The 18,185-nt window shown below is 66.9% G+C and carries 15 protein-coding genes; 8 read left to right on the top strand and 7 right to left on the bottom strand.

Going from position 1 to position 18,185, the window contains the following annotated elements:
* Positions 1–16: 16 nt before the first annotated feature.
* From ACF8ML_RS28390 to ACF8ML_RS28370, 5 genes are read right to left on the bottom strand one after another with little or no spacing between them, the layout of a single operon-like run.
* Positions 17–805 carry a PP2C family serine/threonine-protein phosphatase gene (locus ACF8ML_RS28390; RefSeq protein WP_046240040.1) on the bottom strand — a complete coding sequence of 263 codons (789 nt, stop codon included), beginning with the start codon at positions 803–805 and terminating at the stop codon, positions 17–19.
* Positions 802–2,967: a type VI secretion system-associated FHA domain protein TagH gene (gene tagH, locus ACF8ML_RS28385; protein WP_047328076.1), complete on the bottom strand. Its 2,166-nt coding sequence runs from the start codon at positions 2,965–2,967 to the stop codon at positions 802–804. The genes ACF8ML_RS28390 and tagH overlap by 4 nt, the downstream gene beginning before the upstream one ends.
* A 51-nt stretch (positions 2,968–3,018) precedes the next feature.
* Complete coding sequence (locus ACF8ML_RS28380) at positions 3,019–3,504, bottom strand: TssQ family T6SS-associated lipoprotein (protein ID WP_223275220.1); 486 nt, start codon at positions 3,502–3,504, stop codon at positions 3,019–3,021.
* 8 nt (positions 3,505–3,512) lie between these two features.
* The gene (locus ACF8ML_RS28375) at positions 3,513–4,301 is read right to left on the bottom strand and encodes a PEGA domain-containing protein (protein ID WP_016446979.1); all 789 of its coding nucleotides are present in this window, start codon (positions 4,299–4,301) and stop codon (positions 3,513–3,515) included.
* Positions 4,302–4,310: 9 nt separating this feature from the next.
* Positions 4,311–6,398, bottom strand: coding sequence for a serine/threonine-protein kinase (locus ACF8ML_RS28370; protein ID WP_047328077.1), 2,088 nt, complete (start codon positions 6,396–6,398; stop codon positions 4,311–4,313).
* 615 nt (positions 6,399–7,013) lie between these two features.
* Between ACF8ML_RS28370 and ACF8ML_RS28365 the strand changes: the two genes are divergently transcribed.
* The 5 genes from ACF8ML_RS28365 (at position 7,014) to ACF8ML_RS28345 (ending at position 11,904) form a co-directional block, all read left to right on the top strand.
* Complete coding sequence (locus ACF8ML_RS28365; RefSeq protein ID WP_016446977.1) at positions 7,014–7,496, top strand: type VI secretion system tube protein Hcp; 483 nt, start codon at positions 7,014–7,016, stop codon at positions 7,494–7,496.
* Between the two features lie 606 nt (positions 7,497–8,102).
* Positions 8,103–8,315: a hypothetical protein gene (locus ACF8ML_RS28360; RefSeq protein ID WP_151019488.1), complete on the top strand. Its 213-nt coding sequence runs from the start codon at positions 8,103–8,105 to the stop codon at positions 8,313–8,315.
* Positions 8,312–9,049, top strand: a complete 738-nt coding sequence (locus tag ACF8ML_RS28355) for a GntR family transcriptional regulator (RefSeq protein ID WP_016453385.1) — start codon at positions 8,312–8,314, stop codon at positions 9,047–9,049. The genes ACF8ML_RS28360 and ACF8ML_RS28355 overlap by 4 nt, the downstream gene beginning before the upstream one ends.
* A gap of 221 nt (positions 9,050–9,270) precedes the next feature.
* Positions 9,271–10,104, top strand: a complete 834-nt coding sequence (gene fliD, locus ACF8ML_RS28350; protein ID WP_017407064.1) for a flagellar filament capping protein FliD — start codon at positions 9,271–9,273, stop codon at positions 10,102–10,104.
* Positions 10,105–10,143: 39 nt separating this feature from the next.
* The gene (locus ACF8ML_RS28345) at positions 10,144–11,904 is read left to right on the top strand and encodes a methyl-accepting chemotaxis protein (RefSeq protein WP_392408578.1); all 1,761 of its coding nucleotides are present in this window, start codon (positions 10,144–10,146) and stop codon (positions 11,902–11,904) included.
* Positions 11,905–11,915: 11 nt separating this feature from the next.
* Here ACF8ML_RS28345 and ACF8ML_RS28340 read toward each other — a convergent pair whose 3' ends face one another.
* Entirely contained in the window at positions 11,916–12,323 is a 408-nt protein-coding gene (locus ACF8ML_RS28340; RefSeq protein ID WP_034367181.1) for a hypothetical protein, read from the bottom strand.
* Positions 12,324–12,430: 107 nt separating this feature from the next.
* Positions 12,431–12,820, bottom strand: a complete 390-nt coding sequence (locus tag ACF8ML_RS28335; RefSeq protein ID WP_017407005.1) for a hypothetical protein — start codon at positions 12,818–12,820, stop codon at positions 12,431–12,433.
* Between the two features lie 207 nt (positions 12,821–13,027).
* Here ACF8ML_RS28335 and ACF8ML_RS28330 point away from each other — a divergent pair, with 207 nt between their 5' ends.
* The 3 genes from ACF8ML_RS28330 to ACF8ML_RS28320 all read left to right on the top strand — a co-directional run bounded on the left by ACF8ML_RS28330 (position 13,028) and on the right by ACF8ML_RS28320 (position 18,171).
* Complete coding sequence (locus tag ACF8ML_RS28330) at positions 13,028–16,531, top strand: response regulator (protein ID WP_017407004.1); 3,504 nt, start codon at positions 13,028–13,030, stop codon at positions 16,529–16,531.
* 195 nt (positions 16,532–16,726) lie between these two features.
* Positions 16,727–17,557: a protein-glutamate O-methyltransferase CheR gene (locus ACF8ML_RS28325; RefSeq protein WP_016446970.1), complete on the top strand. Its 831-nt coding sequence runs from the start codon at positions 16,727–16,729 to the stop codon at positions 17,555–17,557.
* A complete protein-coding gene (locus ACF8ML_RS28320; RefSeq protein ID WP_016446969.1) occupies positions 17,557–18,171 on the top strand; it encodes a chemotaxis protein CheB in 615 nt (204 codons plus the stop codon). Before ACF8ML_RS28325 ends, ACF8ML_RS28320 begins: the two co-directional genes overlap by 1 nt.
* The last annotated feature ends 14 nt before the right edge of the window (positions 18,172–18,185 follow it).

The following is an 18,185-nucleotide window of genomic DNA, read 5'->3' as shown; positions in this document are numbered from 1 at the left end:
TTCTCCTGTCTCGATATCAGTCATTGGTGTCACGCGGGCAGATCCACACCGTCAGCGCGCTGAGGTTGTCCTGGTGCGGATTGCCGCTGGATACGACGCGGCCGACCATGCGCTGTATCCATTCGTCGGGGCGCTGGCTCGCGGCCAGCAGCTGCTCCATTTCCGACTCGTGCATGCCCTCCCAAAGGCCGTCCGAGCACAGCAAAAAGACATCGCCGGGCTCCAGGGCCACGGCGGCGGAGCGGATGCTGGGCGGCACCTGGCCTTCGGCACCGATGGCGCCGGCCAGGACGTTGCGGTTGGGCAGGCGGCGCGGGTCGTTCTCTTCGTACAGGCCGGCGTGCAGCAGCTGCTGCACCAGGCTGTGGTCTTCGGTGCGCAGGTGCATGCGGCCCGCGCGGAACCAGTACAGGCGCGAGTCGCCCCAGTGCGCCCACAGGGCGCGGCCCTGCCCGGGGTCGATGCACAGCACCACCACGGTGGCGCTCATGTGCATGCGCGAGGCCGAGGTGGACTGCTGGCCGCTGACGCGGTGCTCCGCCTGGGAAATCAGGGAGGCCAGGCTGGCAGGGGCGAACAGCGGGTTCTCCCGGAAGCCCTCCAGCACGGCCTGGACCGTGAGCTGGGCGGCAAGTTCGCCATGCCCGTGCCCGCCAGCCCCATCGGCCAGGGTGCAGCACAGGCCGCCGGCGCCCAGGTCCATCAGGCCCATGGCGTCTTCGTTGCTGGAACGCCTGCCGCTGTGGGATGCGCTGGCCACCTGGATGCTGTAGCGGTGGCCGTCTCCGTCGAGGTAGGCGATCACGGCTGGCCTTTCACGGACTGCTCGGCGTTTTCGTAGGCCTCGACGAAGGTGCGGCCCGAGAAGGCCATCAGATCGTCCTCGGCATGGCGGCGCAGCACGTCGAAGTTGTGCTTGTAGTCGTCCCACAGCGCAGCCTTGCGGCCATTGGTCAGCAGCTTGTCCAGCAGGCCGGGGTTGGTTTCGGTGCGGCGCTCCAGCTCGGTCGGATCGAACCGGGTCAGGGCCTCGGCATAGGCGGCGCGGATGCCGGCCATCAGGGCCAGCTGGTGCACGTGCAGATCCTGGAAGGCGTCCTGCATGGCGGGCAGCGGCTTCATGAAGCCCGGGAAGGTCTGGTGGACCATCTGCATGAGCACGCCCTCGGAATTGGGCAGGAACTTGAGCGGATTGTTGGCGCCCGTGGCAATGATGGTGACGCCGGCACGGAACTCGCGCTTGATCTCGGAGCGCGCCGCCAGCAGGTCGATGGTGCCCTGCACGGCAATGCGCAGGGCTTCGCCGAAGGTGCGCATGAATTCGGGCGTGACCTCGAAATGGGTCTTGGCCGGGTTCAGGCCCGCGCCTTCCATGAAGGCCGTGGCCAGGGCCTGCAGGTCGGCGTGGGCGGCGCTGGCGGCGTTGGCGGCCGGCTGGGGCTGCACCGGAGCATCGACAGGCGCGGCGGTGCAGGGCAGGGTGCCGACGGGAATGGCGGCGGCGCCCTGGCCGAGGATGCTGGAGGCTGCGTTGAAGTGGGCGCTGGAGCTGGAGCTGGTGTTGGCGGGAGCGGCGGCAGCGCTTGCGGCAGAAACGATGGCTGGCGCAGCTTGGCCTGCGCCGGACTGGAAGATGTCCAGGTCCAGCCCGTTGGTGGGCAGCAGTCCGTCGAGCACGACGGGCTCGGCGGGGATTTCGGGGGCCGTCGCGGCAGCGGGGGCCGTGGCCATCGGTGCAACAACTGGTGCAGCGGCAGGTAAGGGAGCTGGTACGGCAACTGGTACGGCAGTTGGTGCGGCCTGAACCTGTACAGGTTGTTGTGTCTGCGCCGCAGGCGCCAATGACTGCTCCAGGCCGGCCGGCTGGGCCGGCGCCGCTGCACCCTGTGCAGCAGGCTGCGCAGGCGGCTGCATGCGCGGCAGGTTGAAGGCCTGGCCCAGCTCGGAGCCCCGGCCCGATGCCTGTTGCAGCGGCGCTGCGTCGGCGGGCAGGCCGCCCTGGTCGAACAGCGCGAGCGGATCGAGCTTTTGCGATGCCTCGAAGCACGAAGGCAGGCCGGTATGGGAGGCGTCATGCAGTGCCTCGGTGCTCAGGCCCTTGAGGGGAAGCGTTTGGACCATGCCGTCATGGCGCTGCTGAATCAGCTCGCCCTTGCCGTGCGAGGGCAGGCCGGCCCAGCCTTCTTCCTGCTGCCGAGCCTGCTCGGGCGGCGGTGCAAAGGGGTCGAAATCATTGGGAATCAGCAGCGGGCGATGCTGCGGCCTGGCCGGCTGCGGCATCGCCATGGCCGCTTGCTCGGGGGGGATTGCACTCTCGGCAGAAGGCGCAGGCGGGGTCTGGATGTCATCCAGGCTCAGCGCCGTCAGGCCTTCCCAGGGATCGGCGATGCCGGCGGCGGCTGGAGGCAGAACGTCTGCCAGTGGCGCAGCTTCTGCCGGCCCCGTTGCTTGCGGCTGCAGCGGGCTGTCAACTGCGAGGGGCTGCTGCATCGGTGGCTGCGGGATTGCCGTGACCGGCGAGGGAACCGATGGCGTTGAGGGTGCTGAGGGCGCAGAAGGTGCTGAGGGCGTCACAGCCGCTGCAAATGCTGCGCTGGCAGGCGCCGGCACGGCTGCACCGGGCGAGGCCGGTGCCTCGAAAGGGGTGCCCGGCGCCACGGCGGCCAGGGTGTAGGCGCCGATGCGGATGCGCGCGCCCAGTGTCAGGGCCACTTCCTGGCCCGAGCGCACGGGCTGGTCTGCCACCCAGATGGGATCACGCTCGCTCAGGTTCGCAACAAAGGCTCCCTCGGAATCGAGCCTGACCATGGCGTGCACGCGCGCCACGGAAGCGTCCGGATCCGAGATGATGAGCTTGTTCTGGCCACTGCGTCCGATCGTGCCGCCTGCCATGCCGAATACGGCATGCCAGTGGCGGTCGACCGCAACGCCATCGTGGTCCACGACCCTGAGTTCGATTTTGTCCATGGAGTCTTAGGCTAGGCAGTTTTCAGGAAGCGTCGGGGGCCTCGGCAGGCCTCAGGAGGCCTTGCGCGCGGGCGCCGGGCGCTTGTTGCGCAGCGCGGCCCGGGCATTGTTGAATTCCCGGCCCCAGGTGGGATGGCCCTTTTCGGCCTCGGTCAGCTGGAAGGTGGGGTCCAGGGCCAGGGCCATGTCGAAGTGCTGCCGGCAGGGCTTGCGGCGGCCTTCCACGCAGTGGCTGAAGGCGATGTACTTGAGCGCCTTGACCTGGCTGCTCATCGGCAGCTCCTGCGCGGTGGACAGGGGCGTCAGGGCCGTGATGGCATCCTCGTAGCGGCCATCCACGTAGAGCTGGATGGCCTCGACCAGCTCCTGCTCCTTGATCACCACCGGGTCCACGGGCTTGACGGGCTCGACAGGCGCCTGCACCACGGGCGGTGCTGGCTCGGGCTCCACCGGCTTGGGTGCGGTTTCGCAGGCGGCCAGCCCGAAGGCAACGGCAAGGGCAAGGGTCAGGCGCTGGAGGGAGTGAGGGATATGCATGGACATGGTCATCGGGCATCAAAGTCATGGGAAAGGGTCACCGACTGGCCGTCGGTGATGCGGATCACCTGCCGATAGCTCTCGAAGCCGGGGTTGCGCAGTTCCACCGTGTGGGAGCCTGGCGCCAGCTTGAGCAGCACGACGGGAGGGGTGACGCCGGACGGCTTGCCGTTGATCAGCACGTTGGCCCAGGGGCTGACCCTCAGGCGCAGGTTGTGATCTGTCCGTGGCGTCTCAGGCCGTGCGGCCAGTGCGGCGGAGCGCACCGGGGCCGAGCCCGATGTCAGTGCGGTGATCGATGTGATCACGCGGCTGTTCAGTGCAAAGCCGCCGGCCGTGGGCGCTGCGGTTGCCACGCGCAGCCGTTGGGCGGCAGGGCAGCGCTGGGTCCAGCGTTCCTGGGCGCGGCTGTAGGCGTCCCGCCACGGCGTACCCGTGGTCTCGTAGGCCTGCAGCGCAAAGCCGGGGTGGGCGGCGAACGCGGCGTCGAAGGCGGCCTCGCAGCGCGCCCATTCCTTGTGCGTGCAATAGGTGTAGGCCAGGTACTTGTGGGCGGAGGCCCGCTCCATGGGATCCGCCAGCCCGCCAAACAGCGCAGCCTGCAGCGCACGCTCGGCCTGGGCCAGGTCGCGCGCCTCGAACAGCGCAATGCCCTGCGCCAGCTGCGGGCGTCCTGCCGAGCCGGTTTGGGCCGGCGCGGCCTCCTCGCATGCCGCCTGGGAATGCGCCAGGCAGGGCAGGCCGAGCACTGCAGTGCACAGCATCCATCGCCAGCGGTGGTTCATCAGTCGAGCCATGCGCCGCGCTCATTCGAAAAGATGGTTCACGGTCACCGACTCGCCCTTGGTGACCGTGATGGTCTTGGTCACCGTAGAGGCCGCACCCGGGTTGCTGATGTCGATGCGGTACTCGCCCTCCGGCAACTCCATCTGGGTCAGCGGCGGGCTGGTCCGTGCCGGGGCGCGGTTCACGGAGACATAGCCCCAGGGCACGACCCGGAACACCACCTTGCCTGTGGCCGCTGCGGGCTTGGCGGGGCGGGCTTCGGTCTTGGGCGGCTCGGTGGGCAACGGCTCGGGCACCGCGGCCACCGTGACGGGGGCGACGGGCGCCCCTTGCTCGGGCTGGGAAGGGGGGAGTTCAGCCAGCGCGGCCTGCTCCGGCGGGGTCATCGGCTGCACCTGCTCCGTGGAGGCCAGCGAGGCCTCGTTGAGCAACTGCTTGAGCAGCGCCTGGGCCTCGGTGCGGTGCTGTCCTTCGGGGAAGCTGTCCAGGTAGTCCTGCAGGCGGGCCAGGCTGGACTGGCTTTGCGCCTGCTGCCATGCCAGGCTGTCGCGGGCTGCCAGGGTCTTGGCACGGGCCTGGTCCTGGGAATGGTCGTACCACAGCACGCCGCCGCCCGCGATGGCCGCCAGCACCAGGGCGCCGATGGCCATCGGCACGGCCATGCCGCTGCGCCTGGCCTTGGGCACTGCCTGGACGGCAGCGGCCGGAGGCTGCACCCCTGCGGGCGCGCCCTGAACGGCGGGTGCGGAGGCGGGCTGTTGGGATGCAGGCGCCTGCGCCTGAACCGGGGGCTGCGCAGGCTGAGCGGGGGGCAGTGCCTGGTCGATGTCGATGTACGGACCGTTGTCCAGGCCCATGGGATCGGCGGCAGATGCCTGAGGCGTCATCTGGGGCGCGGCTGCGGCTGCAGATGGCTGGACAGGGCCGCCTGTTGCCAAACCCCCAGGCGCGGTGGGAGCGGGCGGCACCGGTGCGACCGTGGCGACAGGAGGGACCGATGCAACAGATGCAACAGGCGGGACCGCAGGCACGGGCATGGCTGTGGCCGCGGGCGCTGCCTGCGGCGCTGCTGCAGGAACGAAGATTTCCGTGATCGGCACGAAGCGCGGCGCCTGCACGGCTGCCGACTGGGTGGCCATGGCGGCCTGTACGGACGCAGGCGGCGTGATCGGGATGTAGATGGGGCTGGGCTCCCCCGGCGCAGGCGCTGCCCGGGCGTCGGTGGACAGGCCCAGCAGGCTGCGCAGCTCGGCAATGGATTGGGGGCGGTCCTGGGGGCGAACGGCCAGCGCCCTTTGCATGCCCTGCAGGAAAGCGTCGGAGTAGCCCGGGACCTGTTCGGAGGTCAGCGGCTGCATGGGATCGGTGACCATGCGCGCGACCGAGGTGGCCGGGATGCGGCCCGTGGCGGCCTGGTGGATCAGTGCGCCGACCTGGTAGATGTCCGTCCACGCGCCCTGGGGCATGGCGCCGTCGTCCACGTATTGCTCGATGGGCGCAAAACCGGGCTTGAGCACCATGGTCAGCGCCTGGGTCATGTCGCCGATGATGCGGCGCGCGGCGCCGAAATCCAGCAGCACGGGGCTGCCATCGCGCTGCACGAAGATGTTGTCCGGCGCGATGTCGCGGTGGAAGCAGTCTTGCGCATGCAGCACTTCCAGCACGTCCAGCAAGGGGATCAGCAGCGCGCTGAGCCCGGCCTGATCCATGCGGCCGGACGATGCCTTCAGCACCTGGCCCAGCGTCTGGCCCTCGTAGTGGCGCATCACCATGTAGGCCGTGCCGCCGGCTTCGAAGAAGCGGTAGACATGCACCAGGGTGGGGTGGGAGAAGCGCGCCAGCAGGCGGGCCTCGTTGATGAAGCTGCGCAGCCCGGCGTCGAAGGCGCCACGGTGCTGCGAGCGCACATGCACCTGATGGGAGCTTTGCCGTCCGGCCAGTGCCGAAGGCATGTACTCCTTGATCGCGACCTCGCGGTCCAGCGAGAGGTCGCGGGCCTTGTAGACGATGCCGAAACCGCCTTCGCCGATGACATCGAGCACGCGGTATTCGCCAATCTGGACACCTGCCGGAAGGCAGTTGGTCGAACATGCTGCTTCGCTATCCATGCAATCCCACCCAAGATGTTGTTTCACACGCTGGCGGGCGAGGTCTGTCGCAGTGCCAGGGTGCCGAATCTGTTCGAGGCCATTGGACAAGCACAAAGCCGGCATCGCACCGGCAATCTGTCTATGCAACCGCTGGCTTTCCTCGATCAGCCAATTGTCTGAAGCCGGGGGCCAAAGACGAACGTCATGGACTCGTCATGAATACAAGATCGTATTTCAATCGGACTCCGAATGCGGCGTGAGTGTAGCTTGAGTTCTGCAAAAAGCCATGACACGTATCGAATGGATAAGCGATGGATACATTTTTTTTCAGATGTATCGGCCGTAACAATTCAGTCGGGCCAATTGTTTGTATTTTTCCGATCTTATCCACTATCATCGCGGCTCCAACAAAGGAGGGCGGTTCACGACAGTGAGGATTGCAGGCGATTGTCAATACATTCCTTGACCATCCAGGGTATGCGCCGCACTGATCTGAATCACATGTTCAGTGAATCGGTTTCGTGCGCTCTGCCCGGGAGTGGTTTTCCCCTTTGTTCGCGTGTGAACCATCCGATGCAGTCGGTCTATTGGGTTGCATGCGAACGTTTAATCCATTAATTCGAGAGGTGTGCAATGTCCGTTGATATGTTCATGAAGGTCGAGGGCGCCAGTGGCGAATCCCAGGATTCCAACCACAAGGGCTGGACCGACATCGACTCCTTCACCTGGGGCGCGACCCAGCCCAACACCATGGCCAGCGGCGGCGGTGCCGGCGCCGGCAAGGTGAGCTTCCATGACCTGAACGTCATCGCCAAGGTGGACAAGTGCTACCCCGCCGTGCTCAAGCACTGCGCCACGGGCAAGCACCTGGGCCAGGTCGATATTTCGCTGTGCAAGGCCGGTGGCTCGCAGATCGAGTTCACCAAGATCACCCTGACCGACGTCATGGTGACGAACGTGACCGTCAGCGGCGCCAACTCCTCTGACACCGTGACTGTCAACTACTCGTTCCAGGCTGCCAAGGTCAAGACCCAGTACTGGGAACAGACCAACCAGGGCGGCAAGGGCGCCGAGAGCCAGATGGGCTTCAACATCAAGGAAAACCGCGAAGCCTGAGTCTTCTTGCGCAGGCTTGCTGCTGCGGCAAACCCGCGTCGGATGCATCCGGCGTGGGTTTGCCGTGGATGAGCGGGAATATGGCCTCCATCCATCGATGGAGGCTTTCCAGTATGGAAAGCTGGAATCGAGCGGTGGATGGAATATCGGGCAGGACGTGCCTTGTCTCTGCACGCAAAGGCCGCTGCTAGCAGATTCACATGTCAGTTCCTTGACAGAAGGCTGCCTTCCATTCCTGTCAGAGGCTGAATGCCTCAATATCTTGCAATATTTAACAAATACACAAACCCATGGCCGCAGGCATGGGGAATTGATGCGCTCGTTGCACCAGGTGTGTGCAGAAACTCTCTGGAAAAAATGGATTGGCGCAAATATGCGCAGGATTACCGCGAGTGGGTTCCTGTTGGTGTTGGTCCAGTCACTTTGAATGCCTGGTGCCGGGGGCTGCCAAACGCTATGGTGTGTATGGCCTTTGCGGCGGCAAGTCGCGGAGCATACACGAAGATCGGCCGTTGTCGAGGATATTCTTGTAGGTCCAATTATTAAAACGCAATTCGTTTCTTTAATAAATCCCACTGCCAACTTGTGTACAAGAAAGAGTACTAAATGCGTGAATGGACCATTGCCCATTGCCTGATCGCAAATCAGGCAATGGTATTGCTGCTACGGTCGGCGTATACCCTGTCTTCGGCCATGCGCGAGTCCGGTGTCGAAGGCAAGGCCTGGCCCTTCTTCAGGGCTCCGGGCATGTCGTTGCCAGCCCCTGACGGCGGCCAGCGGCAAGGCCTGCGTGCTCCAGCAGGCGTGGCAGTCGCATGAGCATCGCGGTTGTTTCCTCGCCGGTGTGCGAGACGCGCCAGGGGCCTGCAAGCAGCGCGCATTCGCTGGCTGCGCAGATCTACGCCTGCCTGAAGAACGACATCTTCGATTTCCGCCTGCTGCCTGGCGACCGTTTCAGCGAAGGCGAGATCGCCACGCGCATGCAGGTCAGCCGCACGCCCGTGCGCCAGGCGCTGTTCTGGTTGCAGCGCGATGGCTATGTGGATGTGCACTTCAAGAGCGGATGGCAGATCAAGGCCTTCGACTTCAAGTACTTCGAGGATCTGTACGAGGTGCGCACCCTGATGGAGACCAGCGCCGTGGCCAGCCTGGTGGGCGAATCGCTGCAGTCATTGCAGCCGCTGCGCGAAGTCTGGTGCGTGCCCGAGGAGCAGCGCGAGACCGACCCCGCCGTCGTGGCCTCGCTGGACGAGGCCTTCCATACCGGCCTGGTGGCCGCGACCGGCAACCAGGAGATGGCGCGCATCCACCTGGACATTACAGAGCGCATCCGCATCATCCGCCGCCTGGATGTGATCAAGCTGCCGCGCGTCTCGGCAACCTATGACGACCATGCCGCCATTCTTGCCGCCATCGAGGCCGGCGATGCCGCGCTGGCCCAGTCCTGCCTGAAGCAGCACATCGCCGACAGCCGTGCCGAGGTCAAGCGCATCACCTTCTACATGCTGCAGACGGCGCGCGAGCGCTATGGAGCCCTGCAGCAGACGGCTTGATGGTCGGGATGTGTGGAACGGGCCTCTTCGGAGGCCCTTTTTCATGGGCGCACGGGCCGCTGGGCGAAGGCGGGCGTGCATCCGGCCCGGCAAAGGCTGCAAGTCGCGGGTAAGCGGCCCGCTTATCCCTGCATTGCGGCGGCGGCGTCCCGGTAGTCTCCCTGCCAAACCGTGGACGGGCCCTGCGCCCGCACCATCCGCAAACTTACAGGGAAGAGAACATGAGCATCAGAACCGACAACCTGAATGTGCAAAGCCTGTTGGCCCGAGCCCAGTCCAGGCTCAACAGCAGCACCACGGCGCAGACGGCTTCGGACTCGGCCATCAAGAAGAGCGATGCGCAGGCCGGCGCCACGAAGACGGACAGCACCAAGACGGAGACCACCGAAGCGGAGAAAGTCCGCAAGCTGGCGCCTTCGCTGTCCAAGGCACACGAGCGCATTGCGGCCCAGGCCCAGGCGGGCTCTACCTCGCTGTCGGCGCTGGGGCAGTTCAAGTCGTCCCTGGTGGATCTGGCCACGGCGGGCAAGGAGATGGCGGCCCTCACGGCGACCAGCACCACCCAGTCGGTTCAAGGTGCGCTGGAAAAGCTGGTGGCGCGCTACAACGCCAGCGCGGCCAAGGGCAATGCCAGCGCGGCCGCCGGCTCCACCACCGATGTGGGTGCCACCCGCGCGCTGCGCGAGCTGCGTGCGGCCATCATGAGTGTCACGGGCAGCGCGACTTCGCCCAGCCTGGCCAGGATCGGCATCGTCCAGCGCCAGGACGGCACGCTGGCGGTGGACGCCAAGGCCCTGGAAAAGTCCATGGCCACAGATCCCGCAGGCGTGACCTCGGCCCTGGCCGGCATTGGCAAGGCGGTGGAAAACAGCGCCAACGATGCACTGTCCACGGGCAGCCGGCTGAGTTCGTCCATGGCAAGCCTGGGCGACCGGGTCAAGGCGCTGCAGCAGCAGCAAAGCGCCGTGGTGGCGACGGCCGAGAAGCTCGGCGATTCCCTGGTCGGCTCGGCCAACTGGAATCGCATGGTGCTGGACGCCTACCTCAAGAACTAGTTTTTGCCGCGTTTCCGTCCCGCATCCTGTTTCCCCATCATGAAAAATCTGCGCATAGGCCTTCGTCTCGGAGGCGGTTTCACCATTCTTTTGCTGATCATGCTGCTCATCAGTGTCACCAGCATCGTCAGCATGGGGCACATGGCCCGCTCGACCACGGAAATCACCGAGGTGGCCCTGGCCAAGGAGCGGATGATCAGCGACTGGTTCCGCAACATCCACTCGGGTTCGCGCCGCACCACGGCCATTGCCAAGAGCAGCGATCCCTCGCTGGCCACCTTCTTCGCCGAAGACGCAGCCGAGTCCTCGCGCCAGTCCAGCAATCTGCAGGACCGCATCGAGCCGCTGCTGCAGACCCAGGAGGAAAAGGACATCTGGGTCGAGATCAAGAAGGCGCGCGCCGGCTATCTGGCGGGCCGCGACGTGGTGACCAAGGCCAAGGCCGAGGGCCGCGCCGAAGACGCCGAGCGCCTGTTCACCCAGCAATACCAGCCCGCCACGCAGCGCTATATCGACATGGTCCAGCGCCTGCTGGACATGCAGCGCGCGGCCATCGACAGCTCCGCCGCCGATGTGCTGGTGCGCTTCTCGGCCAGCCGAGCCGCCATCATCACGGTGGTCTCGCTGGCCTTTGTGCTGGGCGCGCTGGCCGCCTGGTGGATCACGCGCGGCATCACCAGGCCGCTGGCCGAGGCCCTGCGCGTGGCGCGCACCGTGGCCAACAACGATCTGACCAGCCGCATCACCGTCGATTCGCGCGACGAAACCGGCCAGTTGCTGCAGGCGCTGCGCCAGATGAACGACAACCTGGCCCAGGTCGTGGGGCAGGTGCGCTCGGGTGCCGACAGCATTGCCACAGCTTCGGGCGAGATCGACGCGGGCAACCAGGACCTGTCCTCGCGCACCGAGCAGCAGGCCAGCTCGCTGGAGCAGACGGCCGCTGCCATGGAGGAGCTGACCAGCACGGTCAAGCAGAACGCAGAGAACGCGCGCCAGGCCAATCAGCTGGCCGCTTCGGCGTCGCAGACAGCCGTGCAGGGCGGCAAGGTGGTGGCGGGCGTGGTGGACACCATGGGCGGCATCAGCGAGTCCAGCCGCAAGATTGCCGACATCATCGGCGTGATCGACTCCATTGCCTTCCAGACCAACATCCTGGCGCTGAACGCCGCCGTGGAAGCGGCGCGCGCCGGCGAGCAGGGCCGCGGCTTTGCCGTGGTGGCCGGTGAGGTGCGCGCGCTGGCGCAGCGCAGCGCCTCGGCGGCCAAGGACATCAAGGACCTGATTGCCGACTCGGTCTCCAAGGTGGAGGCGGGCACGCGCCAAGTGGCCGAGGCCGGACGCACCATGGACGGCATCGTGCAAAGCGTGCAGCAGGTCAGCGACCTGGTGGCCGAGATCACCGCCGCCAGCCAGGAGCAGAGCAGCGGCATCAACCAGGTGCACCAGGCGATTTCGCAGATGGACACGGTGACACAGCAGAATGCGGCGCTGGTCGAAGAGGCGGCCGCTGCAACCGGCTCGCTCAAATCCCAGGTGCACCAGCTGGCCGCTGCAGTGAGCGTATTCCGTATCGAGGGCGCGGCGTCCGCTCGTCCGGCGGTGGCCCCAGCCCCGGCCCCTGCCGGGCGTGCACAGCCTGCGGCAGCGCAGATGCGCGCTCCTGCCAGGCCGCTGGCCGCGCCTGCGGCTGCTGCGTCCCCGGGCGCACCCGCCGCCAAGCCTGCAGCCGCCAAGCTGCCGGCCTCCCGGCAGTCCGTGCCCGCCACTGGCAAGGACGATGGGGACTGGACCTCGTTCTGAGCCCGGCCAGGTTACTTGGGGGCGCCCAGCTCGTACTTGGAGCCCTCTCCCTGGCCGTCGGTGATGGCGGCGGCCTGGCCGGCGGCCGGATTCACGCCGCCTGCATCTTCCTTGTTGGTGGCACCTGACCCGCTTGCCGGTTCAGACGCCCGGGCGGGCAGCGGCGCGGCGGCCGGCAACGGCTCATGCGGGTCGCCCTTGGCATGGGGCATGACCTGCTCGGCCGTGATCACGGGCTGGCCCAGCAGGGGCTTGTCCGGTGGCGGCTGGTTGAAGCGCGGCACTTCGGCCATGGGAAATCCCGCGCGCTGCGACGAGGTCTCGCCCGAGCAGGCGGCCAGCGTCAGCAAAGAGCTTGCGGCGACGCCCAGGGCCAGCCGTCTGGCAAGTGTCGTGGCATGCACAAATTCATGGGGCATGGTTGTTCTCCGGTGGTCTATCTTCCGGCCGACATGCTCCCACGCGCCCAGGGCTGGTGGCGTAGGTCCATGCCGGATTCCCGGTCGCCGACCACCGCAATCCTTGCTCAGGGCTGGCTGCCGCTGGCCTTCCACGATCCGTCGGACTGCTTGCAGAACCAGAAGCGCCAGTTTTCCGAGGTCTTTTTCAGGCGCACATCGGCCGACAGCAGGCGGCAGCTTCCGGCCGTCCCGGTCTGCACGGTCTGCTGCGGCTGCAAGGCCAACGTCACGCGCTGGTTGGTTCGGTTCGGGCCGCTGGTCCATTCGGTCACGGAGCCGTCGGCGGCCTCGTTGAGCACCTTGGCCACGGCGGCCTTGGCATCGGGCAGGTCCCTGGCGGGAATGCGCGCGGCGATGGTGTCGTTGAGGAAGATCGAAGCCGCAGCGCTGGCGCTGGTGGACACCAGCGAAGCGGCAGCGGCCAGCGATGCGACGGTGATGGCAAAGGTTTTCATGCAATGGGTCCTGGAAAGTGGGCCGACGCCCGCAGCGGGGTGCCGGAAGGAGAGTATCGGGCCATGTTAACGGCTGCAATGGCGCCTGCGGGCGTCGCGCGCCGCCGAAACCAGCGCAAGCTGCGCCACAGTGCTGCCGAGGGCTGCGCAAAACGTTTACAGTCCTTGGCGGATTTCCCCGTCCCTTCCTGCCAGAAACTCCACTGCATGCCACGATCCTCCCGCAATCAGAGCACCCAGCGCTTTGCCATTCCATGGACACTTGTTGCCGGCTTTGGCGCGGCGGCACTGGCCACCCTGGTCATTGCCTTCGTCAATTTCAGGGCGTCTGAGACGCGAGGCCAGGCCGTGGTGGCCATGGACCGCACGACACTGGCCATGCGCCAGCTCAGCCAGCTCAATGCTTCGCTCAAGGACGCTGAGACCGGGCAGCGCGGTTTTCTGCTCACGGGCGACCCGGCCTACCTGCAACCCTACCAGCAGGCACGCGATGTGCTGATGCAGCAGCTGGAGGCGCTCAAGGCGCGCACTTCCAATGACTCCGACCAGCACCGGCTGCTGGCGCAGATCGAGGAGATATCGGCCCAGAAGCTGCGCGAGCTGCAGGAGACCATAGACCTGCGCAAGTCCGGCGATCTGGACGCCGCCATGGCCCTGGTGCGCCTGGACGTGGGCAAGAACGCCATGGACCGGCTGCGCGAGCTGATCGACGACCTCTACACGCACCAGACACGGGAGCTGGCCCAGCGTCGCCAGCTGTGGGTGGAGGCATCCACCACCTCGACCTACTATTCCTGGGGCGGCTCCCTCATCCTGCTGGGCCTGATCCTGGCATCGGCCGCGCTGACGGTGCGCGAGTACCGCGTCAAGGCCCGCCAGTCGTGGGTGACGTCCGGTCTTTCCGGCCTGGGGCAGCAGTTGCAGGGAGACCACCGGCTGGAAGACCTGGGCCAGAAGGCGCTGGAGTACCTGGCCAACTATTTGCGTGCCGATGTGGGCGCCGGCTATGTGGTGGACTGCGCCGATGGCGGGTTGCGCCTGTTCGGCGGCTATGCCCTGCCGCGCGAGCGACTGCAGCAAAAGCTGCTGCCCGGCGAGGGGCTGGCGGGCCAGGCGGCCGCGTCGCGCAAGCTGCTGCATGTCAGCGATGTGCCTGCCCAGCATTTGCAGATTTCCTCGGGCACCGGCCAGTCCAGCCCCTTGCAGCTGATGCTGGTGCCCGCCATGGAAAACGGCGAAGTGTTCGCCGTGATCGAACTGGGCTTTCTGCGCCCCGTGGGCGAAGCCGAGCGCAGCCTGCTGGAGCGCGCCTCCGAATCGCTGGCCGTGGCCATTCGCTCGGGCCTGGACCGTTCGCGCCTGGAGACCTTGCTGGAGGAAACGCGCCGCCAGTCGGAAGAGCTGCAAGCCCAGCAGGAAGAGCTGCGCGTGAGCAACGAGGAGCTGGAGCAGCAAAGCCGCATCCTGCAGGAGTCGCAGACCCAGATGGAGCACCAGCAGACCGAGCTGGAGCAGACCAATGCCCACCTGGAAGAGCAGACGCAGCAGCTGGAGTACCAGCGCGAGCAGTTGCTGCGCGCCCAGGGCGCGCTGACCGACAAGGCCCGCGAGCTGGAGCTGGCCAGCCAGTACAAGAGCGAGTTCCTGGCCAATATGAGCCACGAACTGCGCACGCCGCTGAACTCCACCCTGATCCTGGCCAAGCTGCTGGCCGACAACAGGCCGGGCAATCTGCAGGCCGAGCAGATCAAGTACGCGCAGACCATCCACGCCGCAGGCAGCGACCTGCTGGCGCTGATCAACGACATCCTGGACCTGTCCAAGATCGAGGCCGGCCAGGTCACCGTGGTCGCCGAGCCCGTGACCATTGCCACGGCGCTGCAGACGCTGATGGAGCCGTTGCGCCCGATTGCCCGCGAAAAGGGCCTGGAGCTGACCTGGACGGTGGACCCGGGCGTGCCCGCCACCATGCAGACCGATCCCATGCGGCTGGCCCAGGTGCTCAAGAACCTGTTGTCCAACGCGCTCAAGTTCACGGCCAAGGGCTCGGTGGGCCTGCAGGTGTCCTGCGCGCCCCAGGGCATGCTGTCTTTCGCGGTGCGCGATACCGGCATCGGCATTGCCGAGCAGCAGCAGCAATTCATCTTCGATGCCTTCCGCCAGGCCGATGGCAGCACGCACCGCAAGTTCGGCGGCACGGGCCTGGGCCTGTCGATATCGCGTGATCTGGCGGGGCTGCTGGGCGGCACGCTGACCGTCTCCAGCACGCCTGGCCAGGGCAGCGTTTTCACACTGACCGTGCCCGTGAGCCTGGAGTCGGCCGAGTCCGGCCCGGCCACGGCCCCGACTGCCGCACCGCAGCCTCAGCCGCAGGGGCTGCGAGAGGCCTTGGCAGCGTCGTCCGTGCCCGTGCTCGCAACGGCCAACGTTGCGCCCGCCGCACCTGCGTTCGCGCCGCCCATGTCGCCTGCCATGGCACCTGCCGCGTCGGCGGCAACGGACGCCCTGCGCAAGAGGGGTCAGAGCGGGCGCCGCATCCTCGTGATCGAGGATGACCTGCGCTTCGCGGACATCCTGTCGGAGCTGGCACGCGAGATGGATTTCGAGTGCGACGTGGCCAATACGGCGTCCGACGGCCTGTCCATGGCGGCCGACAATCAGCCCAACGCCATCGTGCTCGATATCAACCTGCCCGATTTCTCGGGCCTGGGCGTGCTGGACCAGCTCAAGCGCAACCCGGCCACGCGCCACATTCCCGTGCACGTGGTCTCGGTCGCGGACTATTCGCAGGAAGCCATGGGGCGGGGTGCCGTCGGCTACGCGCTCAAGCCCGTCAAGCGCGAGGAACTGGTCCACGCCCTGCAGCGGCTGGAGGCCAAGTTCACCCAGGACCTGCGCCGCGTGCTGGTGGTGGAGGATGACGAGCGCCAGCGCGAGAGCGTGCGCCACCTGCTCAGCCGCAGCGATGTGGACATCGTCTGCGCGGGCACGGCGGCGGCCGCGCTGGATCATCTGCGCGGCTCCACATTCGACTGCATGGTGATGGACCTGAACCTGCCTGACATCAGCGGCTACGAGCTGCTGCAGCGCATGACGGACCAGGACGATGTTTCCTTCCCGCCTGTCATCGTCTACACGGGCCGGGCGCTGTCGCGCGATGAAGAGCAGCAGCTGCGGCGCTTTTCCAAGTCCATCATCATCAAGGACGCGCGCTCGCCCGAGCGCCTGCTCGACGAGGTCACGCTGTTCCTGCACCAGGTGGAGTCGGAGCTGTCGGCCGAGCACCGCCAGATGCTGCAGGTCGCGCGCAGCCGCGAGTCTGCGCTGGAAGGGCGCACGGTGCTGGTGGTGGAAGACGATGTGCGCAACGTGTTTGCGCTGTCCAGCATCCTGGAGCCCACGGGCATCCGCGTGGAGATCGCGCGCAACGGGCGCGAGGCGCTGGAGGCGCTGGAGTCTCGCGGCGCGGCGCAGGCCGGTATCGACCTGGTGCTGATGGACATCATGATGCCCGAGATGGATGGCTACACCGCCATGCGCGAGATCCGCAACCGGCCGCAATGGCGCCGCCTGCCCATCATCGCCCTGACCGCCAAGGCCATGAAGGACGACCAGGAGAAATGCCTGGCCGCCGGTGCCAACGACTACATCGCCAAACCGCTGGACGTGGAAAAGCTGCTGTCGCTGGTGCGGGTGTGGATGCCCAAGTAGCAAGGAGGACGCGATGCCTCAGCTGAAAAATAGCCCCCACGCTCCCCTTGCTGCGCAAGGTCCGCTGCCCCCCAAGGGGGCCGCTTTTTCATCTTGGGGCGGCCCGGCGATGAAAAATGGCCCCCACGCCCCCCTTGCTGCGCAAGGTCCGCTGCCCCCCGAGGGGGCCGCTTTTCATCTTGGGGCGGCCCGGCGATGAAAAAAGCCCGCACCGCCGACATCGAGCAGCGCCTGCTGATCGACGCCATCTACCACCGCTACCACTACGACTTCCGGGGCTATGCCCAGGCCTCGCTCAAGCGGCGCCTGCAGACGGCCCTGGTGCAGTTCGGCTGCCAGACGCTGTCGCAGCTGCAGGACCGCGTATTGCATGATGCAAGCGTGTTCCCGGCGCTGCTGGAATACCTCACGGTCCAGGTCAGCGACATGTTCCGCGACCCGAGCTATTTCCGGGCGCTGCGCACCGAGGTGGTGCCGCTGCTGCGCACCTATCCCTCGCTCAAGGTCTGGGTGGCCGGCTGCAGCGCGGGCGAGGAGGTGTATTCGCTGGCCATCCTGCTGGAGGAAGAGGGCCTGCTGGACCGCACCCTGATCTATGCCACCGACATCAATCCGCATGCGCTGCGCGCGGCCGAGCAGGGCGTGTTCGACATGTCGCGCGTGGCGGCCTTCACCGACAACCATGCGCGCTCGGGCGGGCACAGCTCGCTGTCGCACTACTACACGGCGCGCTACGGCCGCGTGGTCTTCGACAAGGGGCTGCGCGAGCACATGGTGTTCTCCGACCACAGCCTGGCCACCGACAGCGTGTTCGCCGAAATGCACCTGGTGTCCTGCCGCAACGTGCTGATCTATTTCGAGCGCGAGCTGCAGGACCGGGCGCTGGGCCTGTTCCGCGATGCGCTGTGCCATCGCGGATTCCTGGGGCTGGGCTCCAAGGAGTCGCTGCGGTTTTCAGGGCATTCGGAGGCCTTCGAGGACTTCGTGCTCGAGGACCGCATCTACCGCAAGAAGGCCGGGCTGTGATGCCCGTGACCACGAACACACCCGCCTCCGACGCCGCCACAGCCTACGAGGCCATCGTGATCGGCGGCTCGGCCGGCGCGCTCGATGCGCTATCGGTGGTGCTGCCCGCGCTGCCGGCCAGCCTGCGCGCCTCGGTGCTGGTGGTGCTGCACCTGCCGCGCGATCGCCGCAGCCTGCTGGCCCAGCTCTTCGGCCCGCGCTGCGCCGTGCCGGTGCGCGAGGTGCAGGACCAGCAATGGATCGAGCCTGGGTGCCTGTACTTCGCCCCGGCCGACTATCACCTGCTGGTGGACAGCGGCCCCCGGCTGGCGCTGTCGCTGGATGCGCCCTGGCATTTTTCGCGGCCCTCCATCGACGTGCTGTTCGAGTCCGCTGCGGATTGCTATGGCGAGCGGCTGCTGGCGGTGCTGCTGTCCGGCGCCAATGACGACGGCGCGCAGGGCATGGCCAGCGTGCACGCCGCCGGTGGCCTGGCCGTGGTGCAGGCGCCCGACGGCGCCCGCATGCCCACCATGCCGCTGGCGGCGCTGGCCCGCGTGCCGCAGGCCCAGGCGCTGGCGCCCGAAGGCATTGCCTCCCTCATTGCATCGCTGCACCGCCAGGGAAGGCTTTGAATGTCCAGCCGGCA

The sequence above is a fragment of the Delftia sp. WSY_10 genome (genome assembly GCF_043104705.1).
Taxonomy (GTDB): domain Bacteria; phylum Pseudomonadota; class Gammaproteobacteria; order Burkholderiales; family Burkholderiaceae_C; genus Comamonas; species Comamonas tsuruhatensis.
Note: the sequence above shows the minus strand (reverse complement) of the source record. Positions and strands in the feature narration are given on the sequence as shown.